The 17,262-nt window shown below is 39.2% G+C and carries 8 protein-coding genes; 7 read left to right on the top strand and 1 reads right to left on the bottom strand.

Translation table 11 applies throughout. The features are described 5' to 3' along the window. The coding region (locus B4N75_RS06505; protein WP_296666520.1) for an ATP-binding cassette domain-containing protein at positions 1 to 545 on the bottom strand (545 nt) is incomplete at its 3' end. Positions 546 to 708: 163 nt separating this feature from the next. Between B4N75_RS06505 and B4N75_RS06500 the strand changes: the two genes are divergently transcribed. The 7 genes from B4N75_RS06500 to B4N75_RS06470 all read left to right on the top strand — a co-directional run. Beyond that, complete coding sequence (locus B4N75_RS06500) at positions 709 to 1,011, top strand: ArsR/SmtB family transcription factor (RefSeq protein ID WP_296017356.1); 303 nt, start codon at positions 709 to 711, stop codon at positions 1,009 to 1,011. Between the two features lie 150 nt (positions 1,012 to 1,161). Then, entirely contained in the window at positions 1,162 to 3,336 is a 2,175-nt protein-coding gene (locus B4N75_RS06495) for a heavy metal translocating P-type ATPase (RefSeq protein ID WP_296706915.1), read from the top strand. Positions 3,337 to 3,672: 336 nt separating this feature from the next. Continuing rightward, the gene (locus B4N75_RS06490) at positions 3,673 to 4,977 is read left to right on the top strand and encodes a pectate lyase family protein (RefSeq protein ID WP_296666516.1); all 1,305 of its coding nucleotides are present in this window, start codon (positions 3,673 to 3,675) and stop codon (positions 4,975 to 4,977) included. Positions 4,978 to 5,175: 198 nt separating this feature from the next. Further along, a complete protein-coding gene (locus B4N75_RS06485) occupies positions 5,176 to 6,171 on the top strand; it encodes an alpha/beta hydrolase (RefSeq protein ID WP_296666515.1) in 996 nt (331 codons plus the stop codon). A 148-nt stretch (positions 6,172 to 6,319) separates the two neighbouring features. Continuing rightward, on the top strand, positions 6,320 to 7,309 hold the full coding sequence (locus B4N75_RS06480) for a pectinesterase family protein (protein WP_296017379.1): 990 nt from the start codon (positions 6,320 to 6,322) through the stop codon (positions 7,307 to 7,309). Between the two features lie 186 nt (positions 7,310 to 7,495). Continuing rightward, complete coding sequence (locus B4N75_RS06475) at positions 7,496 to 8,851, top strand: glycoside hydrolase family 28 protein (RefSeq protein ID WP_296666512.1); 1,356 nt, start codon at positions 7,496 to 7,498, stop codon at positions 8,849 to 8,851. A gap of 192 nt (positions 8,852 to 9,043) precedes the next feature. Next, a partial coding sequence (locus tag B4N75_RS06470; protein WP_296706913.1) for an Ig-like domain repeat protein occupies positions 9,044 to 17,262 on the top strand: 8,219 nt, incomplete at its 3' end.

Genomic DNA, 17,262 nt, shown 5'->3' with positions numbered 1-17,262 from the left:
TCGAGGAGAAGGAGCTTTGTGTCTTCGACGAGAACCTGTGCGAGAGCAACTTTTTTGAGCATGCCGCCGGAAAGAGTTCCCATTTTGCGCGTCATATCTTTAATTCCTAGAGTGCTCAAAATCGAGCGGACTTGCGACTCGTAGTTCCAGAGAGAGCCTTTGTCCATTTCTAGCGTAAGATTGTCGAATCGGTTTTGCTGTTCCTTGTTAAAGCCTTTTTCCATTAAGAGGCAAAGTTCTTCGTATTCGCGGATTTTTGAAAGTTTTGGGCTGTTTGACTTAAAAATGTGCTGTTGAATTGTGTTGTTGGCGTCAAATTGCGGATTTTGGCTTAAAAAACTTGCTCCGCTTTCTTTGTTTATAACGACAGTTCCTTCGTCTGGTTCGAGAACTCCGGCGATTGTAGAGAGGAGCGTTGATTTTCCAGTTCCGTTGCGTCCGATGATTGCGGCTTTTTCGCCTTCATTTAAGCCGAATGTTACTCCGGTGAATAAAGGACTTTCGCGTCCGAATTTTGCAAGGTTGCTGATAGATAAAATGTTCATAAAACGCTCCTGACGCACGGAAAAATTTGCACGAAGAATAAAGAAACTATGTCAAAAAAATATATCAAATTTTTGGAATTTAGTTGACAGGCGAGAAAAAGAAAAGTATAAATAAATTATGAACGATTGAACAATTATTCAAATGTTCAAAAGAAGGTGGCTTATGGAAGATGAAATTAAAATGCCGGACGAAGATGTTTTGATTGACCTTGCCGAGCTTTTTAAGATTTTTGGAGATTCGACGCGTGTAAAAATTCTTTTTTGCTTGCATGACGGAGAAAAATCTGTTGGCGAAGTTGCATCATTGCTTGGAATGACGGACAGCGCGATCAGCCATCAACTTAAAATTTTAAAAGACAGCAAGCTTGTGCGCGGGCGACGTGACGGAAAGCAGATTTATTATTCTTTAGACGACGGCCACGTTCTTTCGATTTTGAACCAAGGAATAGAGCACGTTTGCGAGTGATTTTTGATTTTGAATTTTAATTGAGGCATGATAAAAATTACATCCTTGTAATTTTTATTATCACAGTTTGTTCAAGCGATGTTTTTACAAATTGTGATTCTTGCCATCCCTGGCTCGCTGCTAGCGCGGAATTTTATGGGAGGATTTTTTATGGAAAATTTGGTGGAAGAATTTGAAAAAAATAATTTGGAAGAAAAGAAAAATGATAAGGAACCCGATATAAAAGGAAAAAACGGTACTGACATATGTCAAAACGAAGGATGTAAAAAAGAGTATGAACATCATCACAAACATTCCTGCCCATGCTGCCATGCCCACGATTGCGATGAAGACAATGAAGAACACGAAGAAGAAGGTGAGCTTTCGCTCAGACAGATAATTTGCGCAATTGTGCTTTTTGGCGCTGCGCTTGTGGTTGAGCACCTTTCGGTTTTTAGCCGGATGTTGGGTTCAATTCAATTTGGCCCGGTTGGAATGCAAAGGCTTGTTTTTCTTGTTTTGTATTTTGCGGCGTATATAATTTGCGGAAAAGATGTTATAAAATCTGCCGTAAAAAATATTTTGCATGGTGAAATTTTCGATGAAAAGTTTTTGATGAGCATTGCTTCTGTTGGAGCGATTTTTGTAGGCGAAATTGGCGAAGCCGTTGCCGTAATGATTTTTTACAATCTAGGAGAATTTTTTCAGGATTATGCCGTTGATAAAAGCAGAAATTCAATCAGCGCATTGATGGATATTCGCCCGGATAAGGCTTTTGTTGTCCGTAACGGAAAAATCGAAGAAGAAAAACCGGAAAATGTAAAAATCGGCGAAATAATCGAAGTAAAACCAGGCGAAAGAGTTGCTCTCGATGGCGAAATTGAAGAAGGTTCGTCATTTATGGACACGAGTGCGTTGACAGGAGAAAGCGTTCCTCGAAAAGTTGAAAAAGGAAGCGCAATTTTGGCTGGATTTGTAAATATCGAGGGCGTTGTAAGAATTCGTGTTGCAAAAACTTATGGCGAAAGCGCAGTCACAAGAATTTTGGAATTGACGGAAAAAGCTGCCGAAGCAAAGGCAAAAAGCGAAAAATTCATTACCCGTTTTGCAAAATACTACACTCCAATCGTTTGTATTCTCGCACTTGCCGTTGCAGTTCTTCCGCCGCTTGCACTCAGCGTCTTTGCGCCGGAAATTTTTGCTCAGTACGGATGGCACACATGGGTTTACCGCGCGCTTATGTTCTTGGTTGTAAGCTGTCCTTGTGCGCTTGTAATTTCGGTTCCTCTTTCATTTTTTAGCGGAATTGGAGCGGCAAGCCGGCATGGAATTCTTATAAAAGGAAGCAATTATATCGAAGCCTTGAGCAAAATTGACACTGCTGTTTTTGACAAGACAGGCACGCTCACAAAAGGCACATTTGCGGTTTCAAAAGTGTTTGTGGTTGAAGGTGTTGGCGAAGATGAGCTTTTGGCGCTTGCGGCTCATGCAGAATACTATTCGGTTCATCCAATCTCAAAATCTCTTTGCACTGCACACCAGAAAATGAATTTAAAAAACGGGCTCGACAACAGTTGCTGCGAGCTTTGTATTCGTAAAAATGCAAGGGAAATCAGCGGCCACGGAATAAAAATCGAACTTGACCAAAAAACAGTTCTTGCAGGAAACGAAAAACTTCTGGAAAAAGAAAATGTTCAGATTGACCCAAAAATCAAAATTCAGCTGGAAGAAAAAAAACTTGCCGGAACAGTTGTTCATGTCGCAGAAGATGGCATTTACAAAGGCTGCATAGTCATAAGCGATGAATTAAAAAAAGATGCAAAAAAAACAATCGGCGCTCTCAAAAAATGTGGCGTACGTCAGACAGCAATGCTGACCGGCGACAACCAGAAAACAGCCCAAATTGTTGCAGGCGAGCTTGGAATCGACCGGCTTTTTGCAGGACTTTTGCCGGAAGACAAGGTAAACCGCGTAAAAGAACTTATTGAACAAAAAACTCAAAAAAAAGGCAGCCTTGTGTACGTCGGCGACGGAATCAACGACAGTCCGGTTCTTGCCTGTGCAGACGTTGGAGTGGCAATGGGCGCGCTTGGAAGCGATGCTGCAATCGAAGCGGCAGATGTAGTCATAATGGACGACAAGCCTGAACATTTAATCGACGCGATAAAAATCAGCCGAAGCACAATGGCGGTAGTTTTGCAGAACGTAGTTTTGAGCCTCGGAATAAAAGCTGCAATAATGGTTTTAGGCGCAGCCGGCATAACAGGAATGTGGCTCGCTGTATTTGGCGACGTAGGAGTAACATTTTTTGCCGTCTTAAATGCAATGCGAATTTTAAAAAAGTAAAAAAAAGGAGCTTCCGGCGGCAAGCCGCCGTCAGGCTTTCCGTACTTCCGCTGTCGCTCCATTCGACGCAGCAAGCTGCTTACGAACGCCTTCGGCGGTACTCCAATCCTTAAGCCGGGTTTTGACTTAATTGGCCGAATGTCGGGTTTTAGTAAAACAGTTTCCAAAAATTGCCGTGTCAAGCGCGGAAATGACTCTTAAACTGCTGTTCTTATCAAAACTCGACATTTGGGTTAATAATATTTTTATAATAACTTGTTTTTTACAGATTTGCTGTGTCTTAGATTTTATCTGCTTGCTACAATGTCTATATTTTGAGAGTTTCTGGAGTTTTTTATGAAAAAAAAATTTATTAGCGCTATTTGTGCTGCGTTTTTTTCTGTTGCGGGGCTTTTTGCCGCTCAAATTTCTGCCAATGACAAGTCAGACGGCTGGGCTTCTTTTTCTGGTACAAAAGACCTTTCCGGAAATGCCGTTGTTCCGCCGTCGGCTTATGGCACAAATGGCGGAGCTGGCGCTTCTGTTGTTTTAACTGTTACTAACCGCGAAGAGCTGCTTTCTGCCTTAAAACAGGGAGAGCGCCGGATTATTTATGTAAAAGGTATAATCGACATGACAGACACAGGCAGCGGTTCTCTTTTGCCAGAAACTGTAAACGGTTCAACTGACCAAATGGACAAACTTTTAAAAGAAAAAACAGCCGGAACTGCTCTTCCTGTAAATTCTTATAAAGAATGGAAAGAAAAATACACTGCAAGTTTTAATTACAATGAAGATCAGAGCGGAAAAATTGCAGGACTTCGCACTGAGCTCAACAATTACTGGCGCGAACTTGTATTTTTGCGCTTGCAGGACAACACGACCTTAATTGGTCTTGATGAAAATTCTGGAATTGTAGGCGGAAGCGTGAGCATAAAAAAAGTGCAGAACGTAATCATAAGAAATTTGAGCTTTACAAACTGCTACAATCCTTTTCCAAAAATTGAAGAATCAGACGGCTTGAACGCAGATTTTGACTGTATTGCAATTCAAAATTCAAAATATGTTTGGATAGACCATTGTTCTTTGAGCCCGAAATTTAGCCACAAAGAAGTTGAATCCGACAAATATCTTACAAAAGACGGAGTAAGCATAAAATGGCAGGTTTACGATGGACTTTGCGATATTACGAATACAAATGATTTTGTTACGGTAAGCTGGTGCAAATTCTACAACCATGACAAAACCATGCTGATTGGAAACAGCGACAAAAAAACTGCTGACAGGCTCCATCAGACAATTACGCTTCATCACAACTGGTTTGACAAATGTACTCAGCGGCTTCCAATGGTTCGTTTTGCAACAATACATATTTACAACAATCTTTATACAAATACAGAAAGCCGCGGAATTGACCGCCGTGCAGAATGCCGCATTTACAGCGAAGCAAATTTTTTTGCAGACAAAGAAAAGTCTGTTACTTCAAATACTTTTGGCTCAATGTACGATGTTGCAAGCAAAAATATAAAAACCGCCGGACTTTCGCAAAAACCGGAATGGATTCCTGCTGATTATTATTCTTACAAGGCGGACAGCGCAGAAAACGTTGAGCAGATTGTAAAATCCGGTGCCGGAAATGGAAAAGTTTTGGTAAAAAAATAAAACTTTTTAAGTAAAACTTAGCCCCGGCTGTAGCCCCGAAGTTTTCAGGGTGGTTTTAACCGCCCTGAAAATGCAGCAAAAGCGGAAGGGCGCAAGACGGGTTAGAAGGCAGATTGTGCTCCAGAAATTTTTTAATCGGCCGGCAAAAAAAATCTTTTGAGGTTTCCATAAAATGCAAATTTGTTACATAATGCTTATATGAAAAAAAATGTTTTTAAGTATGCAAAAATTGCTGGAATTATTTGTGGAATTATTGTTGCGCTTGCCGCTGTTTTTAACATTTGCATTTACAATTTTGTTTTTCTGCCGAATTTTAGCCGGGCTGCAAAAGAACGCACTGTTGAGCACGAGATTAAATTTTATGCTGGCGAAGAAAATTACAAGCGTCATCTTGCCGACAGCGAATATATTGATTCTCTAAATCTTCCTTTAATCGAAATTACGAGTTTTGATTCCTTAAAATTAAAAGCGATTGTCTGGAATTCTGAAAATTCTTCTTCTTGCCGCGGAACTGTTCTTTTGATGCATGGTTTTCACTCTGGGCCTGTGCGGGAATTTGCGACAATCGCCAGATTTTTTCATAAGATGAATTTTAACGTTGTTATGCCTTATCAAAGGTCGCACGGTTTGAGCGAAGGAAAATTTATTACTTTTGGAATAAGGGAACGTTATGACTGCCGCGACTGGATGTTAAAAATCAATGAAATTTACGGAAACGACTTGCCGCTTTTTGTCGGCGGAATTAGCATGGGCTGTGCAACTGTCACAATGGCTTCTGGGCTGGATTTGCCGTATAATGTGCGTGGAATTATTGCCGACTGCGGATTTACTGAGCCTTATGAAATTGTGCGCTGGACAATGACGGACGAAATGCGCATTTGGCCGGGAGTTGCGAAAATTCTTCTTGATTCTGCCGGCTGGTACTGCAAAAAAATTGGCGGTTTTGGATTAAAAGAATATTCAACCTTAAAAGCCCTCGAAAAAACACAATTGCCGTTTTTGTTTATAACAGGAACTGACGACCATACTGTTCCTTACGAAATGACCGTAACGAATTTTATGCTTTACAAGCAGCGTTTTCCAGAAAAGACAAAATTGGTTCTTTTTGAAAACGTTCCCCACGCAGTTTCTTATATTGTGGATTGGGACAGATACGAAAAAGAACTGACAAAATTTGTCGAAAAATATAATTAAAAGAGTAGATGTTTTTTTGAAGTTGCGATTTTTTATTCTTGTTGTGAGGAAATGGAATTTTGCAATTTTTGAAAATAAAGACAAAATATGTGCTTTTAGCGCATAATGCCTAATATAATCAACAATTATAAAAGCAAGGATGTTTATCATGGTTGAATTTAAAATTGCTCCGTCAAATACGGGAATAATTGCCCAGACTTTTAAGAAAATTAAAGAAATAACGGCCAGCGGTTCAATTGATATTGATACGCCTGTCCGTATTTTGCTCGCTGCCGGAAAATATCCTGGAATACTTTCTTATAATCTTCCAAACCCGCTGATTCTTGAAGGAATGGCCGGAACAAAGCCGGAAGATATTGTCCTGCTTGCAGAAAATTGCGAAGCTTTTCATAAAGATACAGAAAACCGTGCTGTTTTTGTGATTGGACCGAATGCGTCTGAAGTTACATTGCGCGGTTTTACGATTGAAAATACTCACTTAAAAAGTTGCGATGACGCTTCTTTGGGAAATCAGGCGGAAGCATTGTGTTTTCATAACCAGAACGGGAGCCTTTTGTGTCAGAATATGCGTTTTATAAGCCGTCAGGACACTGTTCACGTAAAAGGTTTTAGCCGTTTTGAAGATTGCTACATTACAGGCGACATTGATTTTATCTGGGGATATTGCGACACTTCGGTTTGGGTAAATTGTAAAATTCACACAAGAGAGGACAACCGTCCAGGAATCAGACCTGCTTATGTTGTCCAGAGCCGCGCGCTAAATTCAAGACCGGGATTTATTTTTGTGGACTGCACTTTTACGGCAGACAGAAGACCGGAAGGAAGCGAGCTTTGGATTGGAAGAAGTCAGGGAACTGGAGCAAAAGACAGTGTTGACCGTTGGGACAGCATTGCCTTGATTGACTGCAAGATTGACGAAAATTACGATGATAGAATTTGGACGGACGAAGACGGCAAAAAAACGGTTTATCCTGAAAAAGGCTGCAAGGATTTTGGTTGGCGAGAATTTGGCACAAAGCGCATAAATTCAAATGGCGATGAAATAGCAGACAATACGGCAGTTAGAAATCCGCACGGATATTTTATGAAAAAAGAGGAAGCAGATTCACTTCGCAACGAATTTGCGCCGTCGGTTTAAACTGCGATTTATTGAACAAAACCGCGTATTTATTCAAAATTACTTCTTTTTAAAGTCTTGCCGTAAGTTTTTCGGTCAGCAATAATGAAAGAAATCTTATTTAAACAGCCTCGGAAAAATTCAAATTGAATAAAATGCTGTCAAAATAAAAAAGTGATTATTAAAAATGGAGGATTTTCAGACAAAATGACAAACTTGAACCTAAAAAATTTCGGCGCAAAACCGGACGGTATTTTTAATAACGGAGAAGCTTTTAAAACTGCGTTTGAAGAAATTGTGAAAAACGGAGGAGGAAAGCTTACTGTTGACGCTGGAAATTGGCTTACAGGTCCAATTGATATTCCATCGGACACAACACTTGAGCTTTCTGAAGGTGCAAGAATAGTTTTTGTCGATGATCCAGCTTTGTATCCTCCTGCATTTACCCGTTGGGAAGGTGTTGAATGTTATGGAATGCATGCTCTTGTTCGTTCTTCCGACTCAAAAAACATAAAAATTACTGGAAAGGGCACAATCGACGGCAATGGTGAAAGATGGTGGAAAACCGTAAAAGATAAAAAAGCACGCAAGCAGTCAAAACCGGAAGAACCGTACGAAATCGCGCTTGCAAAATTAAATCCTGGCTACGAAAATCAGGCTGGTGGCGGCGGCGGACGCGAAACTCAATTCTTGCGCCCGGCTCTTATTGAATTTATTAACTGCGAAAATGTTGTTCTCGAAGGAATTAAAATTGTGGATTCTCCTTTCTGGACAGTTCATCCGATTTATGTAAAAAATCTCACGCTCGAAAAAATTCACATCGAAAATCCATATTCTGCTCCAAATACAGACGGAATTGATGTTGATTCGTGCGAAAATGTAAAAATAATTGACTGCTTTGTTGCCGTTGGCGATGACGGAATTTGTATTAAATCTGGTTCTGGTCCTGACGGAATTCGGGTAAACCGTCCAACTGTAAATGTTGAAGTAAAAGGTTGTACAGTAAGAAACGCACACGGTGGAATTGTTCTTGGTTCGGAAACTGCCGCAGGAATGAGCGGAATTCACGCAAGCGACTGCGATTTGTCGGGTACAGACCGTGGAATTCGCATAAAATCTCGACGTGGACGTGGTGGCGATATTAACGATATTGAATTAAAAAATCTTGTAATGAACGATACTCTTTGTCCGATTGCAATGAATATGTACTACAAATGTGGAATTACAGACACAAAATCTCCGCTTTTCAGCCTCGAAAAAATGCCTGTAACAAGCGAAACTCCTAGAATCCACAATGTAAAAATTATTGGATGCAAGGGAACTGGCTGTAAGGCAAGCGCTGGATTTATCGTTGGATTGCCAGAAATGCCGATTGACAACCTCGAAATCCGCGACTGTCATTTTACGACAGACGAAAATTCTGACCGCTCACCAATGGAAAGCGATATGTTTTACGGATTGCCAGAAGTCAGCGTAAAGAGTTTCCGCATAAGAAATGCTCCAGGCGCAAAATTCGAAAATGTAACAATCGAAGGTCCAAAAGAAACCTTTATTTACGAATAATTTTTCTTTTCTGCAAATTAAAAAGTTCAAAATTGGATTAAAAGGCCGGATGACGACAAGTTTTTCGGCCTTTTTTATGTGCAGAAGGTTTTTATACGGCAATTTCTTCTCACTCATATAAAAAACTCGACAAAAATTTTATAAGTGGTATAATATTTTGTTAGATTAAAAAGTTTTTTTGAGGGGGAGAGTATGAAAAAAAACGTACTTTCTGTTTTTGCGGTTATTTTGACCGTCTTTTGTGGATTTTTTTTATCCTGTGAAGTTGGACTTGGAGATTCGATTGATACAAAAGCTCCGGCAGTTGAAATAACTTCACCGTCAGCAGATTATATTGTCCGTGATGAATTTACAATGAGCGGAACTTGGAGCGATGACGGCGAATTAAAGGAAATAGACGTTGTTCTTAAAAATACTTCGACTAAAAAGCAATATCCGGAAACCGATTCTTTTAAGGCGACAATTATAAAAGAAGGCGGAAAAGATGGAGGAATTTGGACTTGCAAAATAAATCCGCTCTCGGAATCTAAAATTCCAGACGGTTCTTATGAAGTTTCTGTTACGGCGATTGATACTGCTGGAAACAAAACTGGCGCAACTAAAGGTTTTGTAATCGATAACACTCCGCCTCTTCTTTCTCTTACCAGGCCTTCAACCAAATTTAGCGATGACGGAAGCAGCGCTGATTCTTACGGGCAGGATTTTTCGATTACTGGAAGTGTAATGGATTCAAGCGATGTGGATTCTGTCGAAGTGGAAATTTACAGCGCGGAAGGCGATGATAAAGACCAGCTCAAAAAAACAGTTGTCTTAAAAAATGTTCCTCCGACAATCGATTTGTCTGTTGCAAAATGGGGAAGCGAAGCCTACGAAAGCATTTATGGAACAGACAAAAATGCCGGAACAAAAAAATACTGGTGCAAAATTTCAGTTTATGATTCTGCACGTAAAATTCCGGAAGAAGAGGGCGACAAAGGAAACTGCGCCGCATATTTTTATTTGAATAATGAAATTTCTTCCGATGTAATTCAAACTGTAAAACTTACAAACGCCTACTATATTTTAAATGGAACTTATGACGTTACGGACGAAAACCGAGAAATTGTCGAAAAAGCAAAGTCCGCGCTTTCTCAAAAACAGCTTCAAAAAGCAGTTTTTTCTCTCAATCCGCTGAACAACCCTTCTTACGAACTCTCTGGTTATACTGGACTTGATGATTTAAAAAATGCGTCTGGCTCAAATCAGGAAAAAGGCTATTTGAACGATTCTTCGTGCGAACTGATGAATAAAACCAAGCAAACAGTAAATATTTCTGCCGGCCTTGACCAGATTCCTCTCGACAAAGACACAATTGGAATTTTTCTGCAGGAATGTGACAAAAACGGAAATATCATAGAAAATGCCGAAAAAATAACATTGCTTGCTCCATGGAAAGGCCAAAAAGATTCCGACGGAAACAGAAAAATTCTAAATGAACTTTCAGAAGAGCAGCGTTCCGAACGCGAATCAAAAATCACTCCGGTTGGTTCTTATGCTTATAAGGTGATTGTCGAAGTAAACAGCGTTATTCATCCAGAATTAAAAGCCGGAAAATATTATGTTTTGGGAGTTGATTGTTATGATCAGAATGACAACGAAGCAAACAACGCTGGGAATGAATATGCATTTAAATTAAGCGCAACCGCCACCGCTCCAGTTGTAAAAATTGACGGCGAAAAAAGTTTTTATGCAAATAAAGAATTTGAAATTTCTGGAACTGCAACTGTAAGTCAAGATGACCTTGAAATCGAGCTTTTTGCATACATTGATTCGACAGAAGATGAATTTTTTGCTTCGTCTGCGGACGGAAGAATAAATTTTGACAAAAATACAGGAAAATTCTCTCTAAATGTTCCAAAATCTGTTTTTGAAGGAAAATCGGCATTTACAGTTTTTGTTCAGGCCGGAATAAAGTCCCTTGACGGAAACCGCGGAACAGATCAGGTTCAAGTGAATTTTGATGATGAAGCTCCGGTTATTTCAGAAATTTCTGTAACTCCGATTCTTGAAGAGGACAATGAAGAAGCCGTAAACGGAATAATCACCGTAAAAGCAAACATTTCTGACAACGGAATTATAAACAAAACTGAATATTCACTGATGCAGGAAAATGGCGAAGAAAGCGGGCGCATTCTGGTTCCAAATATAAGTTCTTCTGGATTTAAAGTTGATACTACGAAATTTGATGATAACAAAGAACTTACAATAAAAATTTACGCAACTGATGTTTCTGGCAACGAAGGAATAAAATTAAAAACTGTAAAAATAAATCAAAGCAGCGACAGTCCAAAAATTAAATTCTCTAATATTGATGATAAAGTAAAAACTGTCGCAGAAATAAAAAACGGACAGAAAAATATTCTTGGAACAGACAATAATCACACTTTAATTGGTTCTGTTGAAGACGATGATGGCATAAAAACAATCAAAATTTTCTATCAGAAAATTGATGTTGAACAGGTTGTATCTGGCGAGGAAATTGAGTGGAATGAAAGTTCAGCAATTGTTATCGAAAAAGATGCCGCTGGTTCAACAAGTTTTACCTTAAAATTTGACGAACTTCCAAAGGACGAAGGCGCTTACCTTGTAAAAGTTTTGGCAGAAGATAAGCTTTCTCAGACATCTTACAGTTCTGGAAGTTCTGGACCGTTTCTTGTTGCAGTGGACAATGGCGCGCCTCAACTTGCGGTTTCAACCGTGAGCGGCGCTTTTCAGGCTGCAAATTCTCAGTTTACGGTTACAGGTTCGATAGACGATTCTTCTGCGGAAATCCGATGCTATTCTGACGCAAATTGTTCTGGCGAAGGAGCTTCGATTAAAATATCGAAAAATGCAGGAACAGACGGAAGATTTTCTTGGAATTTTGAAGAAAAAACTGGAAGCGAAGGAAAAATTCTTTGGTTTAAGGCAGAAGATTGCTTTGGTCAAAGTTCAAAACAAAAATTCTCATATATTGTCGATACTTTGCCTCCGACATTTACAATTGAAAGCGTAAACGGCGAATCTTTTAATGAGGCAGAAAAAGATGAGTCTGGATTTGTAAGAAAATACGGCAATAATAAAAATTATTTTACTCTGCGCGGAACTGTAACAGATCCTTCCGAAAAAGATGACAAAACCGACTGTTCTGGTTTGGGCGAAAGTTTCTTCTATATTCTTTCTGAAAATGAGCCTGAAAAAGACCAAAAAGGTTTTTACAAAAACGTTGCTTCAGCCTGGAAAAAGTGCGCAATTTCTCCAACGAATGATGGTTTTGAGTGGTCGGCACCGATTGATTTAAGTTCGTATGAGGAAAATGTTCCTTATACGGTTTATCTTGCTGCAATCGACAATGCCGGAAACGTGTCCGTTGCGGAGAAAAATCCGAGCGCAAAAATAATAATCACCTTGGACTCGGAAGCTCCGGAAATTAAGGCTTTTGAAAAACTTGAACCGACAAAGCTTGTTTTAAAAGCAAGAGATTCTGGAAGCGGAATTAAAGATGTAAAATTTTTGCGTAACGGAACAACGGTTCAAAAAACACAGAAAAAAACGACAGAAACAGTCACAGAAGCTGAAGGCACAAAAAAAGAATTTGAAGTTTATACGTTTATTCTCGAAAAAGAAGACGTTCCGGAAGGAACAAGCCGCTTTAGAATCGAAGTAACGGATAAAGCGGGAAATACAAAATCGTCAGACGACATAGAAATAAAGAATTTTGCCCCAAGCATTTCTCTTGTTACGGATGCGGACTCAAATGAACAGAAAAATAAATTTCTTTATTCAAATAAGGACATAATTGTAACTGCGACCGTAAAAGACGAAAACCAGATTGCTTCTCTTGATTGGAGAGAAGGAGAGACAATTTCCGGAAATGTTGCAATTGAAAAAAATAATGAAAAGCAGGACTTAAAAATTACAATTCCTGCTCCGGCAAATGATTCTGGAGAAACGACAAGAATTTTTACGGCGACAAATGTTTACGGACTTAGTTCTGAGGCAGAAGTAAAATACATTTTCGATGTTACAAAACCGGAATTCAAGGCTGAATACGAGATTGACGGAAATCAAAAATACTCTCTGTTTGGAAAAAGCGGCGCCCAGGTAAAAATGAATGCGCACGATTTTGCAGAAATTTGGTTCAATTCTACTTCGTTAATGCTTGACGGTTGCTTTGAAGAATCAACCAGCGGAATAAAAAGTATTCGTTACGAACTTAAAAACAAAGACGGAACGATTCTCTCTCAGGGAACGAGCCTTAACGGTTCAGAAAAAGAAAATTACAAATTCTTCAATATAACTGTATCTGATTTTGAAAACAGCACAGAAAATCACTTAAAACTTTATGCAAGTGACAAAGCCGGAAATGAGCAGACAGCAGAATGGATTGTAAAAGTGGACTCAAAAAATCCAGAATTAAAGGAAAATTCTCTGTCTGTAGACGGCATAATTGAAGATGCGGACAAAAAACTTAGCAACGGCAAAAACGACGTTGTAATAAAAGGTTCAGTTTTTGACGAGTTGAGCGGAATTTCAAAAGTTCAGGTTTCTCTTGACAATGGAAAATTTGAAAAAGATGCAGTTTTGAGCGAGTCTGAAGAAATTAACGGAAAAAAATTTGAATTTACGGTTTTGAGCGCAGAATTATCTGCCGGAAATAAAACAGTTTATGCAAAAATTTTCGATAATGCAGGAAATTCACCAGAAATAAAACTTTTTGACCTGGTAATCGACAAAAAATCTCCGACGGTAACATTTATTTCTCCAAAAGATGCTGATTCAGAGGCTGAAGGAATTCAAGTAAACAAAACGATTGCGTTAAAAGGAAGCGCAGACGACAAAGATGATTTTGGCGACGGCAGATTTGATAAAGTGACCAAAATTTTCTATTCAACTGAAAAAAATTCTGCAATTGAAGACTGGAATGATTTAAAACTTGAAATAAATGGAGCTTCTAACTGGAGCGCAGAATTCAATACGGCACGACTTTCTGACGGAAAATATTTCTTTAAGGCGGAAGCTGTCGATAAAGTCGGAAACGTTGGCTATTCAGAACCTATCGAGCTTGAAATTGACCAAAATAGTGACCGTCCGGCAATCAAAATTATTTCTTTGGAAGCTTCTGGCCAGATTGTAAGCAACAGCAAAATATCTGGAAGTGTAGGCGACGATGATGGAATTGACGGTTTGTATTATTCAACAGATTCTGCGGATTTAGAAAAAACTCCTGAACAAAGCAGCGGTTGGAAAAAGCTTGAACTTTCTTCGGATAAAACCTGGAGTTTTGAGCTTTCGGACGAAGGAAATTACGATATTTATTTCTACGCAAAGGATCTTGAGGGCGGTGTATTTTATACAAAAAATGACAACAAATTGGAAAGACCGTTCATTCAGTTTGATTCGAGTGAAAAATCGGATAACCAAAATCCTGTAAGAATTTCTCTCGATAAAACCGCTCCGTCTTTAAAGAACATAAAATGTGCGGTTTCGTCTGGAACTGAACTTCCTACGGAAGAATCTGTTTGGAAAGACCCGTACAATTTTGGCATAAATCTTGGAAATAACAGTCCTTATCTTTTTGTTCAATTTGAAATTGAAGAAAACGTCTCGATGAACGATTCTGCTTTTGACGACGTAAAATTGAGCCTTGGCAATAAAGTTTTGGATTTGGCAGGAAAACTTGAACGGACCGGAGATTTATCTTCTGACGGAAAATTGTCTTACACAGTAAGCGCGCTTGATTCAAGAAATTTTAATGTTGAAGGCAAAACTACAGTTACGGTTACGGCAACTGATAAGTCCGGAAGAACAAGTTCAAAAGATTTTAATGCCACGATAGATAATGCTGCGCCAACTGTTTTAATAGATGAAAATTCAATTGAAAATATAACTGGAAAATGCGCAATTACCGGCAATGGCAGCGATCCGAGCGGAATTTCGATATTCAATTACTTGATTCCGACAAAAGAACAGGCAAAGACTGGAGTAACCAAAAATTCTGAAGGCTGGATTCCTTTAAAAACTAGCACTGGCGAAACAATCAATGACTATTCAGAGCCGTTAAAAGAACCTCAGTGGAAAATTGAATTCAATTCATCTTCGTTTGAAAAAACAGAAAATTTGGAAAGTTTAATTTATTATGCGACTGCTAAAAATGCTGACGGAAGTCTAAACTACGCTGAAGAAGTTTCTGGTGACAAAAACAAAGTAAATGTTCCGGTTTATTTTTATGTTGAAGATGCAATCGGAAATGCTGAAGTCGTAAAAGAAAAAGTTCCTGTAAATGTTCGTGGCGGAATTCCGACGGTGGAAGTTACATCGCACGAAGATTTTGCAAAAACTGGAAGCAGTGTGATTTTGCAGGGAAGCGCCGATGATGACGAAAAAATTTCTTCTGTAAAAATTACAAAAGTTGAATACGCGGTTGACGGCGAAATTACGGATTCTACGGATTGGCAGCCGATTGATGATTTGTCTGGAACTGGAATTGTCGTAAAAGGCAATATTTCGGAAAATCCAGCTCAAATTATTGCAGAAGGCACAAGAAACTGGAAAGCAGGAATTGACGTTTCAAAAATAAAAATTGAGAATGCCGTAATTAAGGCTCTTCGCTTTACTGTCGAATCTTATGACGAAAACGGCACTTCAAGTTCATTTGCTTATCCGGACGCAGTTTCTGCAGAAATTTGTCAAATTAGAATTTATGTTGATTCTGGAGTTCCAGAAGTTGGAAAAGCATATATTGTGGGATTTGATTCGAAGCCAGAGGGCGCTGACGAAGTTCCTGTCTGGGAAAAATCATATTCTGCTGGAATGTGCTTTAGCGGCAAAAAGGCAAAATTCTGGTATTTAAAAACTGTTGTAACCGATGACTCGAGCGTAATTGATGTTGGTTTGAGCATGCAAAGCGGAAATGGTTATATTTCAGCAATGAAAGAATTTGACAGTTCTGAAAGCGAAGCTGCACGCTCAAACGGAACAATTACTTTTGGTGCAAAAACGGCAGAATATACGGTTTTGATTCCAATCGATGTAAAAGAAGAAGGAAATGTTTATGCAACACTTTCCTTGAACGACGGACAACATTCTGGAGTTGAGACGAATTATGCATTTAAGATTGACAACACCGCGCCTGCCCTTTACGCCACGGACAATAAAAAACTTGCTGCCGAAAATCCTGAAAACTTGCGGCTTACAAGCCGTGGTGAAAATGTCGGCCTTGTAAACGTAATTGAAAATTCTGACGGCTCGTATACTTTTGGCGACGAGCTTGAAGAAAGTGGAAGCTCGCTTGATTTTGTCGCGGTTTATTTTAAAAAGCCGGCAAATGCAGAATTCGACACAACGGAAAGAATTTTCAATCCGCTTTTTGCAACGACAGAAACTCAGAATAATAAAACCGAAGTTGCTGATGTAAAATCAGACGGAAAAGTTTACATCAACTCAGAAAATCTTCCTGCGCTTTATAAAAAAGCGACTGTTGAAAACTTGGAACCAAATGACGGAAAGTCAAAAATCACTTTTGATGGACTTGGAAGCGACTTTAACATTAACGGCAAAAACTGGAATCCCGAAATTTCAAAATTTGGACTTGTTAAGATAAATGGAACTTATCACAGAATTTCAGAAATCGAAGGCGATTCTGCAATTATTGAAGACGAACTTTCGGCTGGAAAAACAGAGGCTGAATTCATCTACGCGCTTTTGATTGATCACGAAGTGATGGAAGGTTTTGATTCTACTTCCGAAACTGGAGTTTCAAACGATGATGGTGATGGGCTTGTCGAAATGGTAAAACGCAGCGGTTCAAAATATAAATGGACTGCAAGTGTTTATTCGGACAATATTCCCGACGGTCCGGCAGAAATTCACGTTGTTGCATTTGATCAGGCAGGAAATTCAAATTACGGCTATGTAAAGACGAGCATTCAGAACAATCGTCCGAGAATTTCGCGTGTAATGCTTGCAACCGACCTGAATGGAAACGGAAAATTTGACTTTTATAACGAAAAAACTTCGATTCTCAATGATTTGTCAGATGACAAAACCGTTACGAGCGGAACTCAGTTTGGCGAATTTGTATTTTATTCAACATTAAAGGTGAACAGTGGCTCTTCAAGCAACAAAGGCGATGCTCAGGCGAACGTTGTTTTAAATGGAAGAATTTTCAAAGTAAAGAAAGATCTGCTTGTTTTGCCAGAATTTGTCGGAGGAAACGGTGAGCTTGGCTATACTTACAGCCTTGAAAATTCAAAAGAAGTTGCTTTGCCTGTCAACGGAGATGTAATTGAACTTGCTAGAACTTCTGAAAAACTGAATCTTGCAGACAAAAAAGGAACAAAACAGAGTGCGGAAAGTTTGGTTCAGACAGATGATGCTCAAAAATACGGCGG

This window comes from Treponema sp. UBA7570, from assembly GCA_002477955.1.
GTDB lineage: Bacteria > Spirochaetota > Spirochaetia > Treponematales > Treponemataceae > Treponema_D.
This window is presented reverse-complemented; position numbering and strand designations above follow the sequence as displayed.

Excerpts from the sequence above, each read along its gene's own strand:
- B4N75_RS06480 (WP_296017379.1), top strand. The coding sequence starts at position 6,320 with ATGGTTGAATTTAAAATTGCTCCGTCAAATACGGGAATAATTGCCCAG.
- B4N75_RS06495 (WP_296706915.1), top strand. The coding sequence starts at position 1,162 with ATGGAAAATTTGGTGGAAGAATTTGAAAAAAATAATTTGGAAGAAAAG.
- B4N75_RS06490 (WP_296666516.1), top strand. The coding sequence starts at position 3,673 with ATGAAAAAAAAATTTATTAGCGCTATTTGTGCTGCGTTTTTTTCTGTT.
- B4N75_RS06500 (WP_296017356.1), top strand. The coding sequence starts at position 709 with ATGGAAGATGAAATTAAAATGCCGGACGAAGATGTTTTGATTGACCTT.
- B4N75_RS06485 (WP_296666515.1), top strand. The coding sequence starts at position 5,176 with ATGAAAAAAAATGTTTTTAAGTATGCAAAAATTGCTGGAATTATTTGT.
- B4N75_RS06475 (WP_296666512.1), top strand. The coding sequence starts at position 7,496 with ATGACAAACTTGAACCTAAAAAATTTCGGCGCAAAACCGGACGGTATT.